The organism is Ruminococcus sp. AM43-6 (assembly GCF_003461785.1).
Lineage (GTDB): Bacteria > Bacillota > Clostridia > Oscillospirales > Ruminococcaceae > Hominimerdicola > Hominimerdicola aceti.
Genome location: NZ_QTXU01000008.1, coordinates 74291 through 97575, shown reverse-complemented (window position 1 = coordinate 97575; position 23285 = coordinate 74291). Strand labels below are relative to the sequence as shown.

The window sequence follows — 23285 nt, the reverse complement described above, 5'->3', positions numbered from 1 at the left end:
TTTGTCTATCTCTCTTTTCTTTTTTCTTAATTTTGTCCAATATCTATTGTAGCACTACATAAACTTTTTTTGCATATATAAAAAAGTCCTTGCGTTTTTGGATAAAATGATATATAATAAAATAGAATAGGTATGTGTGCAGTATATTGCACACAACTGACAGAATTATTGAAGGAGTTAATGATATGACAAAAGCACAAAGATATTTCATGGAAATAAAGGATAAGAGAGTAGCGTTCATAGGTACGGGCGTAAGTCACCTTGAGCTTATTAAGCTTTTTCTCTCGAAGGGCATAAGATGCGTTGTCTGCGACAAAAAGACAGAGGACGAATTTGATGAGCTTATCTATGAGGAGCTTTCCGCAAAGGGCTGTGAGTTCTCATTGGGCGAGCATTATCTTGATATCATCTTTAATTGCGATATAGTTTTCAGAACACCCGGTATGTACTATAATGATGAAACTATCACAAAGGCAAGAAAAGCAGGCGTTGCCATTACATCAGAAATGGAAACTTTCTTTGACCTCTGCCCATGCAAGATATACGGCGTAACAGGTTCAGACGGAAAGACTACTACTACTACACTTATCAGCGAAATGCTCAAAGCTGAGGGCAAGCGTGTCCATATCGGCGGAAATATCGGCAAGGCTCTTCTGCCTATCGTAGAAACAATGTCCGACAGTGACGTTGCAGTAGTTGAGCTTTCAAGCTTCCAGCTTATCTCAATGAGACAGTCGCCAAACGTTGCCGCAATCACAAACATCACTCCTAACCATCTGAACGTTCACGGAACAATGGAGGAGTATATCGGTGCAAAGGCCAACCTTATCGCTCATCAGAACGGATACTCAAGAACTGTACTCAACGAAGATAACGAGGAAACTATAAAGCTTGCAGACCTCGTAAGAGGAAAGCTTGTCACATTCTCTCTAAAGCACCCTGTTCAGACAGGCGCATATCTTAATGACGACGGTATGCTTTGCTACACGGAAAAGGGCAGAACTACAGAGATAGTACACAAGGACGATATCAGGATACCGGGTATCCATAACGTTGCGAACTACCTCACAGCTATCGCCGCAGTATGGGGCGAGGTATCTATCCAGAGCATAGTTCAGGTAGCAAAGAATTTCGGCGGCGTTGAGCATAGAATTGAATTTGTAAGAGAGATAGACGGTGTTAAGTGGTATAACGATTCTATCGCAACAAGCCCTACAAGAGTTATCGCAGGACTTAATTCATTTAATCAGAAGCTTATTGTTATCGCAGGTGGCTATGACAAGAAGATACCTTTTGAGCCTCTTGCAGAACCTGTGAACAAGAACGTGAAAATACTCATTCTTCTTGGCGCAACAGCAGACAAGATAGAAAAGGCTGTTACAGAAAGTCCGCTGTATCCTGAAAGCGGTCTGAAAATAGTGAGAGTAAAGACTCTTGAAGAGGCAGTCCTCACAGCACAGAAAATGGCTGAAAAGGGCGATGTTGTCACACTTTCACCAGCCTGCGCAAGCTTTGACCTCTATCCTAACTTTGAGGCAAGAGGCAGACATTTCAAGCGACTTGTGAACGAACTTTAATTTTATAAAAAGCAGGGATATGTATTATGGATACATTTGAGATACTGTCACAGCTATGCTCTGCGGCAGGCGTATCAGGAGCGGAAGGCTCAGCGGCAAAAACAGCGGCAAAGCTCCTTGAAGAGTATGGCGAAGTCACCTTGGATAACGCTCTTGGCAGTGTTATCTGCAAGGTTGGAAGCTGGGAGGACGGCAAGCCTGTTATGCTTCTTGACGCCCATATAGACGAGATAGGCATGATAGTCACATACATCACAGAGGACGGATTTTTGAAAATATCAGGCTGTGGCGGTCTTGATACAAGGCTTCTTTTAGCTCAGCAGGTGACAGTTTACGGCAAAGAAAAGCTCACGGGCATCGTGACTTCAACTCCGCCTCATCTTGAAAAAGACAGCTCTGTCGCACCTGACCTTGACAGCGTTTTCATAGATATAGGTTTCACGAGCCGTGAAAATGCAGCAAAGTATGTTTCCCTTGGTGACAGAGTGCTTATAGAAAACAAAGCCGAAAGGCTCGCAGGAAGCCGTGTGACATCTAAAGCAATTGACGACAGGTCAGGCTGTACGGCTATCCTAAAGACTTTGGAGCTACTCGGTGGTCAGCAGACAGCTTATAATATCGCAGTATGCTTTTCAACTCAGGAAGAAGTTGGCGAGCGTGGTGCAAAAACAACAGCATATGATATCACTGCAGACTATGCGATAGTGGTGGACGTTTCCTTTGCCAGGACTCATTATGAGAGCGAGGAAGAGTGTGGCATAATGGGCAAGGGAGCGATGATAGGCATTGCTCCGTCCCTTTCACGAGAGATGTCAGATAGCTTTATTAGCCTTGCAGAGGAAAAGGGCATACCATATCAGCTTGAAGTCATGAGCGGAAAAACAGGTACGAACGCTGACACTATCGGTGTGAGCGGAAGCGGAACAAAATCCGTTACCATATCCATTCCGGAAAAGCATATGCACACGCCTGTGGAGATAGTTGATATAAACGATATTGATAATACGGCTCTGCTTATTGCAGAATATCTGAAAAGAGTGTAGATATTTATGTTGGATAAACTGAAAGACCTCTGCCTCCTTGACGGCATTTCAGGCGACGAGGGAGCGGTAAGAGAATATATAATAGATAAAATAGGCGATAAAGCTGAAATAAGGGTGGATAACCTTGGCAATGTCATAGCTTTCTGTAAGGGCAAAAAGACGCCTAAAAACAAGATAATGGTGTCTGCTCATATGGACGAGGTTGGCATGATAGTCACCTATGTGAATTCTGACGGCACGCTGAAAGTGTCCTCAGTTGGCGGTGTTGACCCAAGAGTTGTTTTCGGCAGACGTGTCAAAATCGGCAGGAATAACGTCCTTGGCGTTGTGGGCGGAAAGGCTATCCATAATCTCACAGCCGAGGAGAGAAAAAAGTCTGTGCCTTTTGATAAGCTTACCATAGATATAGGTGTTGACAGCCGTGAGGAAGCCTTAAAGCTTGTGCGCCTTGGGGACAGTGTGAGATTTGTTTCCGATTTTGTAGAGTTCGGCGAGGGCTTCGTGAAGTGCAAGGCTATAGACGACAGAGCAGGCTGTGCAATAATGCTCAGAATGATAGAAGAGGGCGTAGAGTATGACACATATTTCACCTTCGTGGTGCAGGAAGAGATAGGTTTGCGTGGCTCGACCTGTGCGGCGTTCACTGTTGCGCCTGATTATGCAGTGGTGCTTGAATCCACAACTGCGGCGGATATTCCATCGGCTTCAGGAGAGAAAAGGGTATGTGAGCTTGGAAAAGGTCCTGTTGTTTCATATATGGACAGACACACAATGTATGACCGTGAGCTTTATGAGCTTGCATTTTCTGTTGCAGAAGAGAACGGAATATCATGCCAGACCAAAACAATGGTGGCAGGAGGAAATGATGCAGGTGCGATACACGTTTCCCGTGGTGGTGTAAAGACTGCCGCAGTGTCACTCCCTTGCAGATATCTTCATTCTCCAAGCTGCGTGATAAATAAGGCGGACTTTGAGAACGCTTATGTTCTTACAAAATTGATCTTGGATAGGACTTATAACAAATGATCTATGAAACCAAAGAGATCAGCTCAGAACTGCTGAGCGGTCTTAAACCTAACAATTATACAAGGCGTATAAAGTCGCACTTTGCGGCATACGGCACAGGGTATGATTTTCTGCATTTCTATGCCGTTGAGGAAAGCGGAGAAAAGCTTGGTATCATATCAGTATTCAACGCCTCTATGATGATATCGACTTTTAAGGATAAGAAATTTGACGATAAGGTATTGGGCGAGCTTGCGGGGTTCATTCTTATGAACAAGCCCGCCGCAGTGGAGTTCGAGGCGGAGTATTCAGATAAGCTTGCAGAACTCACTAAGGCAGAGTATAAGGGCGACAAGCGGACGGAGTTCAGCTTTGTTGCGAAGAACGATATCCCGCCCCTTGACGTGAACGAGCTTCCAAAACTCGATGATGTTTTCAGGATACTCGCACCGTGTTTCCCTGCCATAAAAAATTCCTATGAGCTGTGGCTTACGGATACTTCCCACAGAGTAAGGAGAGGACTTTCACAGTCATTCCTGCTTGGAAACTACACCACTGCCACTATACAGTATATCATAGACGGAGTGGCACTTGTGGGACACGTTGGCACTATACCAGAGGAGCGTGGAAAATTCCATGCAAGACAGCTTTTGTATTGGATAGGTGAAAAGCTCACACAGGACGGCTTTCAGGTCAGATTATTTGCAAGACCTCACAGAGTGAGCTATTATGAGGAGATAGGCTTTAAAGCCTGCGGAATAGATCTTGTATTGGAGAGAATTGAAAATGAATGAATGTATATTTGATATAGACCCAAAGCTTTTATCTCTTGCATCCGAGGCAGAGAATGAGTGCAGGGAGATGTTTGAGAAAATAGACAGCAACGCCGAGTATAACGGACAGAAAGTGCTGAAAGCTTTTATCGACAATCGTGTGAGCGAGGGCTGTCTTAAAGGCACAACAGGTTACGGATACGGCGACATGGGCAGAGATACTATAGACAAGGTGTTCGCTCAGGCGCTTGGCGGCGAAGATGCTTTGGTAAGACACACTTTTGTGAACGGCACTCATGCACTGTCAACAGCGCTTTTCGGAGTGCTTAGAAGCGGAGACACGATGCTTGCCTGCACTGGAAAGCCATATGATACTCTTGAGGAGATAATCGGTATCAGAGGCGAAAAGGGCAACGGCTCACTTATTGATTTCGGTGTAAAGTATGAGCAGGTAGACTTGGTGGACGAGATGTACCCTGATTATGACGAGATAGCAAAGAAAGCCGTTGGTGCAAAGATAGCCTATATCCAGCGTTCAAGAGGCTATTCTCTCAGACCGTCACTGACAGTGGAGATAATCGGGAAGATAGCAGAAACTGCGAAGAAAGCAAATCCTGATATAATCGTCATGGTGGATAACTGCTACGGTGAGTTTGTTGAAAGAAAAGAGCCACTGAGCGTTGGTGCAGATATCATAATAGGCTCGCTTATCAAAAATCCGGGCGGTGGAATTGCTTCTACAGGCGGATATATCTGCGGCAGAGCAGACCTTGTGGAAAAGTGTGCCGACAGGCTCACCTGTGTGGGCATGGGCAAGGAGGTCGGCTGTTCACTTAACCAGAACAGAGAAATGCTCCTTGGCTTTTTCTTAGCACCGCAGGTGGTCGCATCAGCACTGAAAACTTCCGTTTTCGCCTGCCGTTTCTTTGAAAAGCTTGGCTATAAGACTCTCCCTGAAAGTGGCGAAACAAGAACGGATATAATTGCATCTATTCTTCTTGAAAACGAGGAAAACCTCGTGGCTTTCTGTCAGGGAATACAGAAAGGCTCGCCGGTTGACAGCTATGTTACCCCTGAGGCATGGGATATGCCGGGTTATGACAGCAAGGTTATAATGGCGGCAGGAGCATTCACAATGGGTGCGTCCATAGAGCTTTCAGCAGACGCTCCTATAAGACCGCCGTTTGCCGCATGGCTTCAGGGCGGTATCACATACCCAACAGGCAAAGCAGGCGTTATGCTTGCCGCACAGGAGATGTATAACAAAGGTTTACTTAGAATATAAAATTTGACTGGAAAGGAATGATATTCAATGGCAGAGATATTCAGCGTTACTGTCGAGGAGATAATCAAACAGCTTAATATGGAGATAATCTATGCTCCTGAGAACATCAGCAGCCTTGTTGTTACTGAGAATGATTGTAACAGACCTGGACTTCAGCTTATGGGATTTTATGAGTATTTCAATGCAGAGCGTGTTCAGATATGCGGAAATATGGAGTTTGCTTATCTTGCTTCACTTGACGAGAAAACAAGATATGAGAGGATAGACGCTCTTTTTGCTACAAAGATACCGCTTTTTATCGTGGCAAGAGGTCATGAGCTTTATCCTGAAATGGTTGAGATAGCTAAGAAATACGGCGTGCCTATCGCAAGAACTCAGGACAGCACAACAGCTTTTATCGCCGCACTTATCGGCTATTTGAACGTTGAACTTGCTCCGAGAATAACACGCCACGGCGTTCTTATCGAAGTATACGGCGAGGGTATCCTTATCGTGGGAGAGAGCGGCGTTGGTAAGAGCGAGACAGCTATCGAGCTTGTAAAGAGAGGTCATAGACTTGTGGCTGACGATGCCGTTGAGATCAGAAAGACATCAAACAGAACGCTAGTAGGCTCATCGCCTGATAATATCCGTCACTTCCTCGAACTGAGAGGTATCGGTATCATCAACACAAGACGTCTGTTCGGTATGGGTGCTGTAAAGGTAAGCGAGAAGATAGACCTTATCGTAGAGCTTGAGCCTTGGGACAGCACAAAGATATACGACAGAATGGGCGTAGACAACGAGTATACTACTATCCTCGGAATCAAGATACCGAGCCTTACAATTCCTATAAAGCCTGGCAGAAACCTTGCTGTTATCCTTGAAGTTGCGGCTATGAACAACCGTCAGAAGAAAATGGGTTATAACGCTGCCGCTGAACTTTTGCAGAATCTTGGTCTGCAAATGGACAAGAAAGACAAGGTCAAGAACTGGGATAATTTCTAAAAACACACATATACTTTTTTTAATAGGAGATAGATCATAATGCACTTACAGGGAGATATGCACACGCACACTATAGCTTCAACTCATGCTTACTCCACCATAACAGAGAACTGCCAGTGGGCTGAAAAATACGGAATGAAAGGCATAGCAATGACAGACCATGCCATGAAAATGCCTGATTCGCCACATATCTGGCACTTTGTGAACCTTGGCATACTGCCGAGAAAGATAAACGGGATAACCGTCCTCAGAGGTATAGAGGCTAACGTTGTGAGCGATGACGGCGAGCTTGATACTGACGAAAAGCTGCTTTCAGGACTTGAATGGGTGGTGGCGTCTATGCACAGTGCCTGCTATACTCCCTCGACACATGAGAACCACACTAAAAGCTGGCTGAAAGTCGCACAGAACCCTCAGGTGGATGTCATAGGTCACTGCACCACCGCACCTTTTATGTTCGATTATGAAAAGGGCGTAAAGGCGTTCAAGGAGTACGGCAAGCTTGTGGAGATAAACGAAAGCTCATTTGCGTGCAAAAGGTCACCCGGAAGAAACGTAGTGGAGCTTTTGAAGCTTTGCAAAAAGTATGAAGTGCCTGTGGTCTTTGATTCTGATTGCCATTTCTGTCAGCTTATCGGTCAAACACCGAAAGTGGCAAAGATAGCGGAGGAACTTGATTTTCCTGAGAAGCTTATCATGAACAGTGATTGGGAAAAGATAAGGGAATATGTTCTTGCGAAAAGACCAAACCTCGATATTTAAAACGATGAAAGGAGAAGCCCTCACAAGGGCGTTTTACAGATATATATGAATACACAAAAGCTGCTTGATCTTGCCTCAGAGCTTGAATGTAATGTTGTCTACAACGAGCCGCTTTCAAAGCATACCACATTCCGCACAGGTGGAGCGTGCACTGCAATGGTGGATATAAGCTCAGAGGAAAGCCTTGCAAAACTTGTTAGAGCCGCACACGAATGGAACGTAAGATATATTGTTGTTGGAAACGGCTCAAATCTTCTCTTTGATGACAGAGGCTATGAGGGCGTGGTGTTCCTCATGGGTCAGTCAGTGGACGAGATAAAAATGATGAACGAAAACACCATATACGCCGAGGCTGGGTGCAGCCTTATAAAGCTGTGCAGATTCGCTCTTGAGCATAACCTCACAGGACTTGAGTTTGCCTATGGCATACCGGGAACTGTGGGCGGTGCTATATACATGAACGCAGGTGCTTATGACGGGGAGATCAAAAACGTTATAACCTCTGCGAACTCCGTGAGGGCAGACGGTACTGTACATACTACAGAGGCAAATAAAATGGCTCTCAGCTATCGCAGCAGTTGTTATCAGAAAAACGGCGAAGTCATAACATCAGGAGTGTTCAGACTTGAGGCAGGAGCGTATGACGATATTCAGGACAAAATGGTGGAGCTTATGGGCAGACGCCGTTCAAAACAGCCACTTGAATATCCAAGTGCAGGCTCGACCTTTAAAAGACCTGAGGGACAGTTTGCAGGAAAGCTCATTCAGGACTGTGGTCTGAGGGGATACACAGTGGGAGGAGCACAGGTGTCTGAAAAGCACTGCGGTTTTGTGGTGAACAAGGGTGGTGCAACAACTGAGGATATTATGTCGGTGATAAGACACGTTCAGCACATTGTCAAAGAGCAGACAGGCTATCTTCTTGAATGTGAGGTAAAGATAATACCTTACAAGGAATAATTTAAATAGGGATCAATAAGTGATGATTTTTTTCAGCTTTGTAAGAAAGGAATGAACGTTATGCAGTTTGTGATAATTACTGGTATGTCAGGATCGGGAAAATCAAGTGCCGTGAATGTGCTTGAAGATATAGGATATTACTGCGTTGATAATATGCCGCCTGAGCTTATCCCAAAGTTTGCAAACATATGCAGTCAGTCTGACGGAAAAATAGACAAGGTAGCGTTTGTTGTTGATATAAGAGGCGGCGACCTTTTTCTGAAGCTTCAAGACACAGTAAAGCAGCTTCAGGGCGAGGGCGTGAGTCTTAAAATACTTTTCCTTGACAGCTCAGATGACGTTATCGTGAGAAGATACAAGGAAACAAGAAGAAAGCACCCTCTTGACGAGGTGTCATATGGAAACATAAGAAAAGCTATTGAAACTGAGCGTGAGATATTAAGACCTATAAAAGCACAGGCTGATTTTTATATAGACACGTCCAGAAGCTCAACAGCTCAATTTAAGGAAAGGCTTTATTCCATATTTCTTGGAAACAACGAGTTTATGCATATTGATGTTCAGTCGTTCGGGTTCAAGTTCGGTGCAATGAGCGAGGGCGACCTTGTATTTGACGTAAGGTGTCTGCCTAATCCGTTTTATGTACCTGAGCTTAAGAACAAAACAGGTCTTGACAAGGACGTTTATGATTATGTTTTGAGCTTTGACGAAGCCAAAGTGCTTCTAGGCAAGCTAACAGATCTTATCGACTATCTCATACCTCTTTACGAAAAAGAGGGCAAGTCACAGCTTGTTATAGCGTTCGGCTGTACGGGCGGAAAGCATAGGAGCGTTACCTTTGCAGAAGCAGTTGCGGAGCATCTGAGAAAGCAAGGTCACAGGATAAGAATAACACACAGAGATATAAATAATCAGTAAGGCGGTTTGAAAGTTGGAGGACGTATCCTTTTCATACAGAGCAAAAGAAGAAATAATCAGCAAGATAAATTCAAAGCCAAAGGCTGACGTGTGCATGATGGGTATGCTCACGTACTGTAACTGTCTGTCAGATGATGAGATATCTTTTCTCACTGAAAACAAAGCTGTATCAGACTTTTTCGTGTTGAACACCGGCAGGATAACCGGTAATGAAAACGCAGTGTCAGTCACAGAGCAGAAAAAGCGAAACGGCGTTGTGCTTTATGCTTTGGATATTCCTGAGCGTGAGGACAGGCTCACACTTCTTGACTATTTCAGAATGGATAAGAGCAGGCGTTTGGAAGAAGCTGACCTGCCTAAAGAGAAGTTTTACCCACAGCTCGTGGCTGGTATATTTCTTGCCTGCGGTTCGGTGAACAATCCTGAGAAAAAATATCATATGGAGTTCGTTATGCCAACGATAGAGCTTTGCAATGATTTTGGTATGCTGCTTATAGATAATTACGATATCACTCCAAAGCACGTTGAACGTAAGAACGCACAGATAGTTTACATAAAAGAGTCTGAGAATATCATAGATATGCTTACTCTTATGGGTGCGCCTATGTGTTCGCTTGAACTTATGAACGTAAAAATGATGAAAGATATGCGCAACAAGATAAACCGTGCGGTGAATTGCGATAACGCCAATATAGAGAAGTCGCTGAAAGCAGCGGAAAAGCAGATAAGCGATATCGAGCTTATAGACGAGACAGTGGGGCTTTATTCTCTTCCTGATAATTTGCAGGAGATAGCTGAGCTTAGATATAATAATCCTGACTTCAATCTTAAAGATCTTGGTGCAGCCATAGATCCTCCTATCTCACGTTCGGGGGCAAACCACAGGCTGCAAAAGATAGCAGAAATAGCTGACAGGATAAGAGTTGAAAAAGGTCTTGCACTGAAAGAGGAATAAAAATGCCTGAGTTTGTACATCTACATCTTCATAGTGAATATTCGCTCCTTGACGGTGCCTGCCGTATCAAGGAGCTTGTTTTGCGTGTAAAGGAGCTTGGACAGAAAGCAGTTGCGGTCACAGACCATGGAAATATGTTTGCGGCAGTGGAGTTTTACAACGAATGTCTTGCTCAGGGCATAAAGCCTATAATAGGCTGTGAGGTGTATGTTGCACCAAGAACACGATTTGACAAGCTAGCGAAGATAGACAGTTCGCCTTACCACCTTGTGCTTCTGTGCGAAAACAACGAGGGTTATCAAAATCTTATAAAGCTTGTGTCGGCGGCATATACAGAGGGCTTTTATAGCAAACCGAGAGTAGATGTTGAATTGCTTGAAAAATATCACAATGGGCTTATATGTCTGTCGGCTTGTCTTGCGGGTGAGATACCCAGAAAGCTTACCAATGGCGATTATGAGGGTGCGAAGCAGACGGCTCTCAGATATCGTGATATATTTGGCAGGGATAATTACTTTATAGAGCTTCAAAATCATAAGTTTGCAGACCAACAGAGAATATTGCCTATGCTTATAAAGCTTTCACGAGAAACAGGCATACCAATGGTCTGCACTAATGACGCACATTATCTCAGACGTTCAGACGCTAATGCGCAACGTGTGCTAATGTGTATCTCAACAGGCACGACACTAGACGACCCAAGCAGGCTTGAATTTCCGACAAACGAGTTTTATGTAAAGTCAGCAGAAGAAATGGCGGAGCTTTTTCCCTCTCAGCCTGAGTCGCTGGAGAATACAGTAAAGATAGCTGACAGATGTAATGTAAGCTTTGAGTTTGGCAAAACAAAGCTTCCGTATTTCCATATAGACGGTGTTTCAGATAACGAAAAGTTTCTCCGTGATATGTGCATGAAAGGGCTTTATAAACGTTATGAAAAGCCAACAAAAGAGGCTTTGAAACGTGTTGACTATGAGCTTGACGTTATAACGAGAATGGGATATACTGACTATTATCTTATAGTATGGGATTTCGTGCATTATGCAAAGACCCACGGTATACCTGTTGGCTGCGGACGTGGTTCAGGTGCAGGAAGTCTGTGTGCTTATTGTATTGGTATAACAGGCATTGACCCGCTAAAATATGATCTGCTTTTTGAACGTTTTCTTAATCCAGAAAGAGTTTCCATGCCTGACTTTGATATAGATTTCTGCATGGAAGGCAGACAGCGTGTTATTGATTACGTTGTGGAGAAATACGGCTCTGACCATGTGGCGCAGATTGCGACCTTTGGCACGCTTGCAGCAAAGCAGGCAGTGAGAGATGTGGCAAGAGCAATGGGTCTGCCTTATCAGACAGGAGATATGCTTGCAAAGAAGATACCTAGAGGTCAGCCACTTAAATATTCCATAGAGAATATACCTGAGCTTAGTTCTCTTTATAAGACTGATATGAAGATACGACAACTTCTTGATATTGCCATGAGCGTCGAGGGTATGCCACGAAACGTGTCCACCCACGCAGCAGGCGTTGTTATCACAAAAGAGCCGGTTGACTTTTACGTTCCTCTCTATTCTCGTGACGGACAAGTTTCCACACAGTATACAATGACAGTGCTTGAACAATTGGGACTTCTTAAAATTGATTTTCTCGGACTCCGCAACCTTACCATTATAGACCATTGCCGAAAGCAGGTGATAGAAACTCACCCTGATTTTGACTTGGAGAAGATACCTCTTGATGACAAAAAGGTATATGAAATGCTGTCACAGGGCAAAACGGAGGGCGTTTTCCAGTTTGAAAGTGCAGGAATGACTGCGACTGTCATGAAGCTTCGCCCTGAAAGATTAGAGGACCTTATCGCTGTTATCTCTCTTTACCGCCCAGGACCTATGGACTCGATCCCAACTTATATCCGAAACCGCCATGAACCTGACAGGATAGTGTATAAGCACCCATTGCTTAAAGGCATACTTGAAGTGACATACGGCTGTATAGTTTATCAGGAGCAGGTAATGCAGATATTCCGCACTCTTGCAGGATATTCATACGGCAGAGCGGATATCGTAAGGCGAGCAATGGCTAAAAAGAAAGCGGCTGTTTTGGAAAACGAGCGAAAAGCGTTTATCTACGGTGAGAAAGGGCAGTGCTGCGGTGCAGTGGCAAACGGTGTGCCCGCTAATGTTGCCAATGAGATATTTGACGAAATGACCTCTTTTGCAAGCTATGCCTTTAACAAATCCCATGCGGCGGCTTATGCAACTATCGCATATCAGACAGCGTATTTAAAATGTCATTTCTATAAAGAATACATGGCGGCACTTATGACTATCACGCTTCTTGACAGCACCGATAAGCTTTACGGATATATCGCAGATGTTGGCAAAAGTGGCGTTAAAATTTTACCGCTGGATATAAATAAAAGTGAAAGTGGCTTTTTGGCTGAGCCTGAGGGAATACGCTTTGCACTTCTTGCGGTTAAGTCGCTTGGCGAGGGGGCTATCGACAGGATAGTTTCTGAGCGTAAATCAGGTGGAGCGTTTCGTTCGCTTCAAGACTTTTGTACACGAGTTTCGGGCAGAGATATCCACCTGAGAACAGTGGAAGCACTTATAAAGAGTGGAGCTTTTGACGGTTTTGGATACACCAGACGTGAACATCTCAATGCTTGCGAGGACATAATGAAAAGCGTAACTCGGTCAGACGGAAGTGTGATTGAGGGTCAACTTGACTTGTTTGGCATGGGTGCTGCTTTGCCAATGGAAAAGAAGATAGAACGCTGCGGCGAGTTTGACGAACAGCAGCTTCTTGAATTTGAGCATGAAGCTCTTGGTATGTATATATCCGCCCACCCTATAGACCGCTTTGAGTGTGTGATTTCAGCCGCAAGGTGCGTCACCTCTGCACAGCTCATAAAAGCCTGTACAGACGAGGGCGGAATGGCAGATAAACGTTTCGCTGATGGGGCGGAAGTAGACTATGCAGGAATGGTCAGGGGCAGAAAAATGCTAAAGACCAAAAAAGGCGATATGATGTGTTTTGTGGAGCTTGAAGACAAGTTCGGAACGTTAGAGATAGTGGTTTTTCCGTCAGTTTTTCAAACTATGGGAGGCTTTATAAAAGACAGAGCGCTTCTACACGTCAAAGGCAAGATATCATGCAAAGAGGAAGAAGAACCTAAGATACTTGCGGATATGCTCGAGCCTGTCGATAGATTTTGCTCATTACAGCTTCAAAGGGATATTTGCGTAAGGCTTGTTTCAAGAGATGCAGAGGGCATAAAGGCTGTTAGAACTATAGCCGAGAAATTCAGAGCACAGTCTGGTTCAAAGTTTGCGGTATTTTTCAGCGATATACGCAAAATGACAGGCATAAAGTCTGTTCATGCTGTGAAAATGTGTCCTGAACTGCTTGTCGAACTAGAAAACAGACTGGGCGCTGAAAATGTGGTATTTATGGACAGAAAAGGAGAATAAAAATGGAGCCAAGAACATATAAGGTAACAAAAATTGACGGCGATTATGCACATCTTCTCAATGTGGACACAGGCGAAGATCTTCTTATGGCAAGAGCGCTTTTGCCCGACGAAACAGACGAGGGAACAATGCTTCACTGGGAAAATTTCATTTATACGGTAATAGAATAAGTGTATTTATGAAATTCTTGTGAAAAGTATGGAAATCTGCACAGGAATGTGATATACTATATTATTATCGTGTTATCACGAAAAATTTTAGCGTGAAAACGCTTGAAGGAGTAATCAAATGGCTGTATCTTATAGTAGGGAAGAACTCGGCAGAGGGATATCTCTTACAAGAATATATGACAAGAAATTCAAGTCAAACTGCGTGAAGATAGCATTTATATCACCGCTGGACGAAAAAACAGCCTGCGTAAATGCAATGCTTCAAACAGTGCTTGTGACATCGAATGCGGAGATACCTTCACGAACAAAGCTTACATCTACACTCACAGGGCTTTACGGCTCAAGTATCGGCACCAACTGTGGTACCATAGGCGATTATCAGTCTGTCGGTCTGTCTGCGAGCTTTATCGGCGACGATTATACTATAGACGGCGAAGTAATATCCGTTCAGGTGGTAAGACAGCTTTTGAACTGTCTGCTCAGACCGCACCTTGTTGACGGAAAGTTCTGTGAGAAGTATTTTACTTTGAGAAAGCAGGAGCTTATCGACGCTATTGTTGCCACTGTCAATGACAAGCGTGGTTATGCACTTTTGCAGGCTAAAAAGCTTATCTTTGAGGGCGAACCTGCTGCTGTGTCCGCAATCGGAACTGTGGAGCTTGCTGAGAACATAACTCAGGAGGATTTGTTAAGACAACACAAAAAGCTTCTTGAAAGTGCAAAGATAGAGATAACCATATCAGGCGGTGGAAACACGGCTGCTGCGGAAAAGCTTATAAGAGATGAAATGGAGGCTCTTAAAAGAGTTTCGCCTGTGGAGAAGATAGACTACAGACACAATTCACCTGCAAAGGCAGAGCCTGTTTATAGAGAGCTGAAAATGCAGGTAAGCCAAAGCAAAATGGTCATGGCTTTTAAGTCGGATTATGAGGATATCTACACCGCAAAGCTTTTCTGTATGCTTCTCGGAGCAACGCCTTTTTCAAAGCTTTTTGCAAACGTAAGAGAAAAGATGAGCCTTTGCTATTATTGTTCTTCCGCTTATGCCGACAGAAAGGGCACTCTTTTTATCGACAGTGGCGTTGAAAGCTGCAATATCGAAAAGGCAAAAAAAGCTATCGAAGAACAGCTCGAAGCCATATGTAATGGTGACTTTACAGATGAGGAGCTTGAAAACACAAAGAAATCTCTTTGCGGCGGCTTCAAGTCGAACTATGACAGTATATATGATATCATGGGCTGGTATGCGGCACAGAATACACGAAACACGGCTTTCACCCCTGAGGAGATAAACGAGAGGATAGCGAGAATCACCCGTGAGGACATAATAAGCTGTGCAAAGACCTTTAAGCCTGATACTGTTTTCGTTATCAGGGGAGAGGAAAAGGAGGACTGTGATGAATAAGGAGATCGTAAAGAGCGAGCGACTGGGCGAGAGCTACAGCGTTTTTCATCACCCGTCAGGACTTGACGTGCTTGTGTGGAAAATGGAGGGATTCACAACTACAGAAGCCATATTTGCCACAAAGTACGGCTCAATTTACAACTGTTTCAAGACCAAGGACAGCAAAGATTTCATCAACGTGCCTGAGGGCATAGCCCATTTTCTCGAGCATAAGCTTTTTGAAAACGAGGACACAGATGTTTTTGACTTATATGCAAAAACAGGTGCCAACGCAAACGCTTTCACGTCTTTTGATGAAACGGCATATACGTTCAGTTGCTCGGAAAACTGGGAGGATTCTCTTGAAATACTTCTTGACTTTGTTCAGAAGCCATATTTTACAGAGCAATCTGTGGCTAAGGAGCAGGGAATAATCGGTCAGGAAATAAAAATGTGTGCAGATTCTCCTGAAAGACAGTGCTTTTATAATCTGCTGAAAGCTCTGTATGTAAACCACCCTATAAAGATAGATATTGCAGGAACTGTTGATACTATTGCTGAGATAACTCCTGATCTTCTTTATAAGTGTTACTACACTTTCTATAATCTTCACAACATGGTCCTTGCCATTGCAGGAAATGTTGACGAGGATAAGGTCATGGAAATATGCGATAAAATGTTGAAGCCATGCGAGAATATGGAGCTTGAAACAAAGCTCCCTGATGAGCCTGAGAATGTAGCGCAGAAAAAGATATTTCAGAGCTTCCCTGTGGGTCTGCCACTTTTCAATATCGGCTTCAAGTGCAAGCCTTATGAGGGCAGAGAACTTTTTAAAAAGGCTGGAACAGCGTCAGTTGCGCTTCATCTGCTCATTGGCTCTTCGTCACCTCTTTATAAACAGCTTTTTGACGACGGACTGATAAATTCGCAGTTCGGCGTGGAAGTTTTCACAAGCGGTGGAGTATTCTCTCCAATAATATCAGGTGAATCCCATGACCCTGAAGAGCTTTATCGCCGTTATCTAGCGGAGATAGAGCGTGTAAAGAAAGAGGGCTTTGACAAGTCGCAGTTTGATATGATAAAGCGTTCTATGTACGGCGAAATAGTAAGAGGAATGAATAATCCTGAAAGAGCAGCAGATTATCTTGCAGAAAGCTATTTTGAAAACTCTGACGCTTTCTATGAAGCACAGGTTCTTGCAGAAATGACTGTGGAGGATTGCGAAAACGCCGTAAAAGAAATGTTCGACCCTGAAAAGTCGTCTATCTCCGTGGTAGATAATAAGTAGGTATTTTGAGCCACAGACTCAGTGAAAGGAATGATAAATTTATGACAGCATTGCAGTTTCTTGCCGACTCTTCGGCAAATGACGCAATAAGGGAAAAACTCAGAGAGTTTCCGAACAGAGTTTATTTCCCCAATTTCGGAAAGGGTGACAATATCTTCAAAGAGGGTATTGATATCGACAGAGTGCTTTTTACAGTGCCAGGTACGAATTTCAAGATATATTGGTATGGTTTTTTGATAACCATCGGTATTCTTCTTGCAATGATATACGGCTTCAGAAGAATGAAGACCGTAGGTATCGACCCTGATAGAGCGACAGATTCCGTTATCGGCGGACTTATTGGAGCTATCTTTGGCGCAAGATTTTATTATATCATCTTTAATACAGAGGGCATGAAATTCTCAGAGTTTTTCGATATTCGTGACGGAGGTCTTGCTATCTACGGCGGACTTATCGGTGCGATAATCGTGGGCGGAATTATAGCAAAAGTAAGAAAGCTGAAGCTTACTGCGCTTCTTGACGTGGTCGCACCATGTTTTCTTATCGGTCAGTGTATCGGACGTTGGGGCAACTTCTTCAATCAGGAGGCCTTCGGTGCAAACACAAAGCTCCCTTGGGGCATGATAAGCAACACCACAATGGAATATATCTCAAACCATTATGACGAGCTTGGCGGCAAAGTGTCGGCTCTTGACCCTATCCACCCATGCTTCCTTTATGAATCTATTTGGTGTCTTATTGGATTTATAATCCTGCATTTCTATCTTAAACACCGCAAGTTTGACGGCGAAGTATTCCTTATGTACACATGCTGGTACGGTCTGGGAAGATTTTTCATCGAGGGTCTGAGAACAGATTCGCTCTATCTTGGAAACATAAGAGTATCACAGCTTGTTGCAGGCACTTGTGTTCTTGCTTCACTTGTACTTATAATCGTGTTCAGAGGTATCACAAAGAGAAACAGCGATTACAAGCTGTTCGTTGATACAGAGCTTTCAAAGGCTCAGCTTGAACAGTATAACAGCTACAATGATATTCAGAAAGAGAAGAAAGAACTTAAGCACAAGATAAAGGAAGCCAAGGATAAGGGTGAGAGCTTTATTGAGCTTCAAAAAGAATATGACGAAAAATTCGGCAAGCAGGCTCAAAAAGACAAGCTTAAAGAAGCCGAGGAAAAGGACAAGGAGTCACACACCAAAGCCGAGACAGAGTATAAGTCTATCCTTGGTGACGATAACGACGAGGACAGCGAAGTAAAAGATACAGATGAAAAGGATACGGAGGAAGAATAAATGGGACAGATAATTGACGGCAAGGCAGTATCAGCCAAGGTCAAGGAAGAAATAAGACTTGAAACAGAGAAGCTTAAAGAGCAGGGCATAGAGATAGGTCTTGCAGTGGTCATCGTAGGTGATGACCCTGCTTCACAGGTTTATGTAAGAAACAAGGAAAAGGCTTGCGAAACAGTGGGCTTTAATTCATTCAAGTATGCTCTCCCCGCGGAAACAACAGAAGAAGAGCTCCTCGACCTTGTCAAAAAGCTCAATGATGACGATAGAGTGGACGGAATACTCGTTCAGCTCCCATTGCCAAAGCACCTTGACGATAAAGTGATAATAAATAACATCAGACCTGACAAAGACGTTGACGCTTTCCACCCTGTAAATGTGGGCAAAATAATGATAGGCGATTACAGTTTTCTGCCATGCACACCTGCCGGCGTTATGGAGCTTATCAAGTCAACAGGTACTGACATTGCAGGCAAGGAGTGTGTAGTGGTTGGCAGAAGCAATATCGTAGGCAAGCCTCAGGCTATGCTGTTGCTGCACAATAACGGCACTGTTACTATCTGCCATTCAAAGACAAAAGATCTTAAAGAAGTTTGCCAGAGAGCAGATATACTGGTTGCGGCTGTTGGCAGACCAAAGATGATAACCGCTGATTATATCAAGGAGGGCGCAGTAGTTATCGACGTTGGTATGGATCGTGATGAAAACGGCAAGCTTTGCGGTGACGTTGATTTTGAAGACTGCAAGGATAAGGCTTCATTTATCACACCTGTTCCGGGCGGAGTTGGCCCTATGACCATTGCAATGCTTATGAGAAACACACTCACAGCAGGCAAGGCTCATCACGGCATAGAATAGTTGTAAAATTTCTGTTAAGACTATTTACAATTTGTCTGAAATAATGTATAATATATGAGTTGTTTACTGCAACATATCCATGCAACAGAATATGGGTCACGCCCGTAAGTGGGAAAGTTACCTGCCATATTCTTTTACATCGGAAATATTTTAACGAAAGAGGTACAAAAAAATGCTTAGAAAAGACGAAAAGACAGCTGTTATCGAAGCTAACAGAACTCACGAAACAGACACAGGTTCACCTGAGGTACAGATCGCTATCCTTACAAAGAGAATCAGCGACCTTACAGAACATCTTAAGACACACAAGAAGGACAACCACTCAAGAAGTGGTCTGTTCAAGATGATCGGTAAGAGAAGAAATCTCCTCAACTACCTCAAGAAGAAGGATATCGAAAGATATAGAGCTACTATCGAAAAGCTGGGTATCCGTAAGTAATCATGTAACTGACATCAAGGCAGAGGCATTTATTGCCACTGCCTTTTGGTGTTTATTTGAACTGTAGGTGAAAGGTAACTTAGCATTAAACAGAATGTATGAAGCTCGTATGTCCTGTTTATTGCTAATGCTTTCACCATACAGAAAAAACTAAATTTCTAAAATGGAGGAAAGACAATGTTTGAGAATTTCAAAACTTTTGAAACGACATATGCAGGCAGACCTGTAGTAGTTGAAACAGGTAAGACCTGCGGACTTGCTAACGGCTCTTGCTGGGTAAGATACGGTGAAACTGTTGTAATGGCTAACGTTACAGCTTCTGCAAAGCCAAGAGAGGGTGTTGACTTTTTCCCACTTTCAGTTGACTTTGAGGAGAAAATGTATGCAGTAGGCAGAATACCAGGTTCTTTCACAAAGAGAGAAGGCAAGGCTTCTGACAAGGCTATCCTTGCTTCAAGATGTGTAGACAGACCTATCAGACCTCTTTTCCCAAAGGATATGAGAAATGACGTTTCAGTTGTTATGACAGTTCTTTCTGTTGACCCTGACAACTCACCTGAGATCACAGGTATGATAGCTACATCTATTGCACTTTCTATCTCTGATATCCCTTGGAACGGACCTGTTGCTTCTATCAACGTAGGTTACGTTGACGGCGAGCTGGTGCTCAACCCAACTCTTGAGCAGAGAGCTAAGAACAGACTTAACCTTACAGTTGCAGGTTCAGCTGAAAAGATAGTAATGATCGAAGCAGGTGCTGACCAGATACCTGACGATCTTATGCTCAAGGCTATCATGACAGGTCATGAAGAGATAAAGAAAATGGTAGCTTTCATCAACGATATCAAGGCTCAGATCGGTAAACCTAAGTTCGAGTTCGAGTCAATGGAAGTTGACCACGATCTGTTCGACGCTGTTGAAGCAATGGTAGGCGAGCAGGTAAAGGTCGCTCTTGATACAGATGATAAGAATGTAAGAGACGCAAGACTCCAGCCAATAATCGACGCTGTTCATGAGAAGTTCGATGAGCAGTGCGAGGATAACACTGCTGTTCTTGACGAAGTTATGTATAAGCTCCAGAAGAAGATAGTTAGAAACTGGCTCTATGAGGGTAAGCGTGTTGACGGCAGAGGTATCGACGAGATAAGACCACTTGCTGCTGAAGTTGGCGTTCTCCCAAGAGTACACGGTTCAGGTATCTTCACAAGAGGTCAGACACAGGTAATGACTATCGCAACACTTGGCCCCGTTTCAGACGCTCAGAAACTTGACGGTATCGACGAGGAAACTTCCAAGAGATATATGCACCAGTACAATTTCCCTTCATATTCTGTTGGTGAAACAAGACCTTCAAGAGGTCCGGGAAGAAGAGAGATAGGTCACGGCGCACTTGCTGAGAGAGCACTCGTTCCGGTTATCCCTTCTGTTGAAGAGTTCCCATATGCTATCAGATGCGTATCTGAGGTGCTTTCTTCAAACGGTTCTACATCACAGGGTTCTATCTGTGGTTCTACACTTGCACTTATGGACGCAGGCGTTCCTATCAAAGAGCCTGTTGCAGGTATTTCATGCGGTCTTATCACTAAGGAGGACGGCAGCTGGATGACTATGGTCGACATTCAGGGTCTTGAGGACTTCTACGGCGATATGGACTTTAAGGTAGGCGGCACAAAGAATGGTATCACAGCTATTCAGGTGGACATCAAGGTCGACGGTCTGACACCTGAGATAATCGCAAGTGCTTTTGAAAAGACAAGAAAAGCAAGAATGTATATTCTTGATGAGATAATGCTCAAGGCTATCCCTGCTCCTCGTGCTGAGGTAAGCAAGTGGGCACCTAAGATGCTGGCAACAAAGGTACCGGTTGACAAGATCAGAGAAGTTATCGGTTCAGGCGGAAAGGTAATTCAGAAGATATCTGCTGAGTGTGACGTTAAGATAGACATATCTGAGGACGGCAGCGTATTCGTTTCAGGTATCGACAAGGAAAAGGCTGAACAGGCAATCAATATCATCAATACTATCGCTAATGACCCTGAGATAGGTGCTATCTACAGAGGTAAGGTAGTAAAGATCATGAACTTTGGTGCTTTTGTTGAGATAGCTCCTGGTAAGGACGGTTTGGTACACATTTCTAAGCTTGACAAATCAAGAGTAGAAAAGGTGGAGGACGTTGTTTCTGTTGGCGACGAGATCGTTGTTAAGGTAATGGAAATAGACGATCAGGGCAGGATCAATCTTTCAAGAAAAGACGCTCTTGCTGATATTGAAGCTAAGAAGAACGCTAAGTAATAAGTTTTTAAGAGCGGGCGGCTATGTGCTGTCCGCTTTTTTTGTTGACAAAAAAGAAGAAGTGTGTTAATATAAAAGTAATAAATTTTTATAGGGGGTATCTTTATGAGATGTACAGTATGCGGGTGCGATATTCTGCCTAACAGCATTTGCTGTCAGAATTGTGGCACAAGAGTTATTGAAATGACAGGGGTAAATTCGGCACAGCCGAGGTATGGCAATAGTTTCAATAATAGCTTCAACAATGGCTTTGACAATGGTCTTAACAGCAATGTGAGGGCAGTGGGAAAGAATATGTCTATAGGCAAAAAGGTGCTTATCCTTTTGCTGGCATTGTTTGTGGGTGCAGCTATCGGTTTTGGATATTGGTACTATCGCAATGTTTCAACCCATACCATTAGAGAGGAGAACTTTAGCGTTGAACTGCCAAGGTCACTTGAAAAGGCAACCACAATAGATTATGCGGCACAGAGCAGTGACGGAACTGTAAAAGCCAACGGAAAGTACGCCGATGTTAATAGCGATTTTCAGTATATGATCCTTGATTACTCTTCACTTGCCGGCGAAACAACGGATATTCTTACTGAGAAACTGTTTGTCACCTACATGAAGGGCAATTTGAAAAGTCAGTTTGGAAACAGCTATAAAGAAGTGTATGCTAGTGGTAACAAGCTTAAAATGACCTATCGTGCAAAAACGGGCGACGAAGTTTATAACTATGCTTTATGCAAAAAGTCAGGTTATAAATATTATTGGTTTGTTTTTGGCTGTAAGGCTGATGAAAAGGATTTCTATGACCCGAAATTTGAAAAGTGGGCAAGCACTATCCATATCAATTAATACAAAATTTATAAAAAACGATTTGTTAAATTATTGACATAATAAACAGCATATGTTAGAATAAAAGCATAAATTATATGAGGGAGAAAAGAATATGAAATGTCCTATTTGTTCGGCAAAGATCAGTGATACTGACGCTTTTTGTCCTAATTGTGGGTCGGCTGTGAAGTCTGAAACAAGCGGTTATATGGATTCTATCGATACATCAAACCTTGGTGAGAATGTTGGCTTTGGCAAGCGCAACACAACAGGAGCACAGCCTGTGAATGCAGTACCTCAGCAGAATTATGCTCAGGGTCAGCAATCTTATGGTCAGCCACAGAACGGCTACGCTCAGCAGAGTTATCCGCCTCCGCAGAATGGCAATGCTCAAACTCCATACGGCAGTGCATATGAGCCTTATAAGATAGCGCCTGTTACATCTGCTAAAAAGGGTATACCAAAGCCTTTGATGTCAGTTCTTGTGTTTATCCTTGCGTTCTTGGTGGCTTTCGGCGTGAGATATTTTTACAAAAATACAGCTACGAAAACATTGCAGGGTACGGGATATACAATGACCGCTCCTGCGGATATTGAGAAATCCAGCAGTACAAATCTGTATGCCCTTGATAACTTCTCCAACAACGAGGTGGGCATAAACGCTGTTAAGCTCTCATATTCTGATTTGGCACTTTACGGCTATGGCAAGGGTGAATCTGCTTCTGATATCTTTGATTTTTTTCTTGAAAACGGCACAACTACTTTAAAAATAACAGGCAGGGATTCAAAATATATTTATTATACCCAGAGCATAGGAGATAAACATTATTACGGCATGAGTTCTATAACAGAGGGCAACGGTGGCTACTACATTTTTGATTTTCTCTGCGAGCAGAAAAATAAGTCAAAGTATGAAGATAAGTTCAAGGATTGGGCTGCTTCAGTTGAGATAAAGTAAATAATTCAAGCTGTCCTTCGGGGCAGCTTTTTTGTTTTGCATAAAAATCT

At 43.5% G+C, this 23285-nt stretch carries 20 protein-coding genes; all 20 read left to right on the top strand.

Annotated elements, in window-relative coordinates; all coding sequences use genetic code 11:
* The first annotated feature begins 185 nt into the window (after positions 1 to 185).
* The gene (gene murD, locus DW938_RS06750) at positions 186 to 1577 is read left to right on the top strand and encodes a UDP-N-acetylmuramoyl-L-alanine--D-glutamate ligase (RefSeq protein ID WP_117927402.1); all 1392 of its coding nucleotides are present in this window, start codon (positions 186 to 188) and stop codon (positions 1575 to 1577) included.
* 26 nt (positions 1578 to 1603) lie between these two features.
* On the top strand, positions 1604 to 2620 hold the full coding sequence (locus DW938_RS06745; RefSeq protein WP_118124284.1) for a M42 family peptidase: 1017 nt from the start codon (positions 1604 to 1606) through the stop codon (positions 2618 to 2620).
* A gap of 6 nt (positions 2621 to 2626) precedes the next feature.
* Complete coding sequence (locus tag DW938_RS06740) at positions 2627 to 3646, top strand: M42 family peptidase (protein ID WP_118124283.1); 1020 nt, start codon at positions 2627 to 2629, stop codon at positions 3644 to 3646.
* The gene (locus DW938_RS06735; protein ID WP_118124282.1) at positions 3643 to 4419 is read left to right on the top strand and encodes a hypothetical protein; all 777 of its coding nucleotides are present in this window, start codon (positions 3643 to 3645) and stop codon (positions 4417 to 4419) included. The genes DW938_RS06740 and DW938_RS06735 overlap by 4 nt, the downstream gene beginning before the upstream one ends.
* Entirely contained in the window at positions 4412 to 5683 is a 1272-nt protein-coding gene (locus DW938_RS06730; RefSeq protein WP_038671694.1) for a methionine gamma-lyase family protein, read from the top strand. Before DW938_RS06735 ends, DW938_RS06730 begins: the two co-directional genes overlap by 8 nt.
* Before the next feature lie 27 nt (positions 5684 to 5710).
* On the top strand, positions 5711 to 6670 hold the full coding sequence (hprK, locus tag DW938_RS06725) for an HPr(Ser) kinase/phosphatase (RefSeq protein WP_022286731.1): 960 nt from the start codon (positions 5711 to 5713) through the stop codon (positions 6668 to 6670).
* Between the two features lie 39 nt (positions 6671 to 6709).
* Positions 6710 to 7432: a phosphatase gene (locus DW938_RS06720; RefSeq protein WP_118124281.1), complete on the top strand. Its 723-nt coding sequence runs from the start codon at positions 6710 to 6712 to the stop codon at positions 7430 to 7432.
* 45 nt (positions 7433 to 7477) lie between these two features.
* On the top strand, positions 7478 to 8392 hold the full coding sequence (murB, locus tag DW938_RS06715) for a UDP-N-acetylmuramate dehydrogenase (protein ID WP_117876129.1): 915 nt from the start codon (positions 7478 to 7480) through the stop codon (positions 8390 to 8392).
* A 60-nt stretch (positions 8393 to 8452) separates the two neighbouring features.
* Positions 8453 to 9310, top strand: a complete 858-nt coding sequence (rapZ, locus tag DW938_RS06710) for an RNase adapter RapZ (RefSeq protein WP_038671699.1) — start codon at positions 8453 to 8455, stop codon at positions 9308 to 9310.
* Positions 9311 to 9323: 13 nt separating this feature from the next.
* Positions 9324 to 10265, top strand: coding sequence for a DNA-binding protein WhiA (whiA, locus tag DW938_RS06705; protein WP_242992420.1), 942 nt, complete (start codon positions 9324 to 9326; stop codon positions 10263 to 10265).
* 2 nt (positions 10266 to 10267) lie between these two features.
* Positions 10268 to 13738: a DNA polymerase III subunit alpha gene (locus DW938_RS06700; protein ID WP_118124280.1), complete on the top strand. Its 3471-nt coding sequence runs from the start codon at positions 10268 to 10270 to the stop codon at positions 13736 to 13738.
* Between the two features lie 2 nt (positions 13739 to 13740).
* Positions 13741 to 13908, top strand: a complete 168-nt coding sequence (locus DW938_RS14740) for a hypothetical protein (protein ID WP_022286737.1) — start codon at positions 13741 to 13743, stop codon at positions 13906 to 13908.
* Positions 13909 to 14026: 118 nt separating this feature from the next.
* The gene (locus tag DW938_RS06695) at positions 14027 to 15313 is read left to right on the top strand and encodes a pitrilysin family protein (protein WP_118124279.1); all 1287 of its coding nucleotides are present in this window, start codon (positions 14027 to 14029) and stop codon (positions 15311 to 15313) included.
* Complete coding sequence (locus tag DW938_RS06690; RefSeq protein ID WP_118124278.1) at positions 15306 to 16580, top strand: pitrilysin family protein; 1275 nt, start codon at positions 15306 to 15308, stop codon at positions 16578 to 16580. The genes DW938_RS06695 and DW938_RS06690 overlap by 8 nt, the downstream gene beginning before the upstream one ends.
* 41 nt (positions 16581 to 16621) lie before the next feature.
* Complete coding sequence (gene lgt, locus DW938_RS06685; protein WP_118124277.1) at positions 16622 to 17872, top strand: prolipoprotein diacylglyceryl transferase; 1251 nt, start codon at positions 16622 to 16624, stop codon at positions 17870 to 17872.
* Positions 17873 to 18727, top strand: coding sequence for a bifunctional methylenetetrahydrofolate dehydrogenase/methenyltetrahydrofolate cyclohydrolase FolD (gene folD, locus DW938_RS06680; RefSeq protein ID WP_117864003.1), 855 nt, complete (start codon positions 17873 to 17875; stop codon positions 18725 to 18727). It abuts the gene before it with no gap.
* A gap of 172 nt (positions 18728 to 18899) precedes the next feature.
* On the top strand, positions 18900 to 19166 hold the full coding sequence (gene rpsO, locus DW938_RS06675) for a 30S ribosomal protein S15 (RefSeq protein WP_022286742.1): 267 nt from the start codon (positions 18900 to 18902) through the stop codon (positions 19164 to 19166).
* Between the two features lie 177 nt (positions 19167 to 19343).
* On the top strand, positions 19344 to 21458 hold the full coding sequence (locus DW938_RS06670) for a polyribonucleotide nucleotidyltransferase (protein WP_022286743.1): 2115 nt from the start codon (positions 19344 to 19346) through the stop codon (positions 21456 to 21458).
* A gap of 105 nt (positions 21459 to 21563) precedes the next feature.
* Positions 21564 to 22298: a hypothetical protein gene (locus DW938_RS06665; RefSeq protein WP_118124276.1), complete on the top strand. Its 735-nt coding sequence runs from the start codon at positions 21564 to 21566 to the stop codon at positions 22296 to 22298.
* Positions 22299 to 22392: 94 nt separating this feature from the next.
* Positions 22393 to 23235, top strand: coding sequence for a zinc ribbon domain-containing protein (locus tag DW938_RS06660; RefSeq protein ID WP_118124275.1), 843 nt, complete (start codon positions 22393 to 22395; stop codon positions 23233 to 23235).
* Positions 23236 to 23285: the final 50 nt, after the last annotated feature.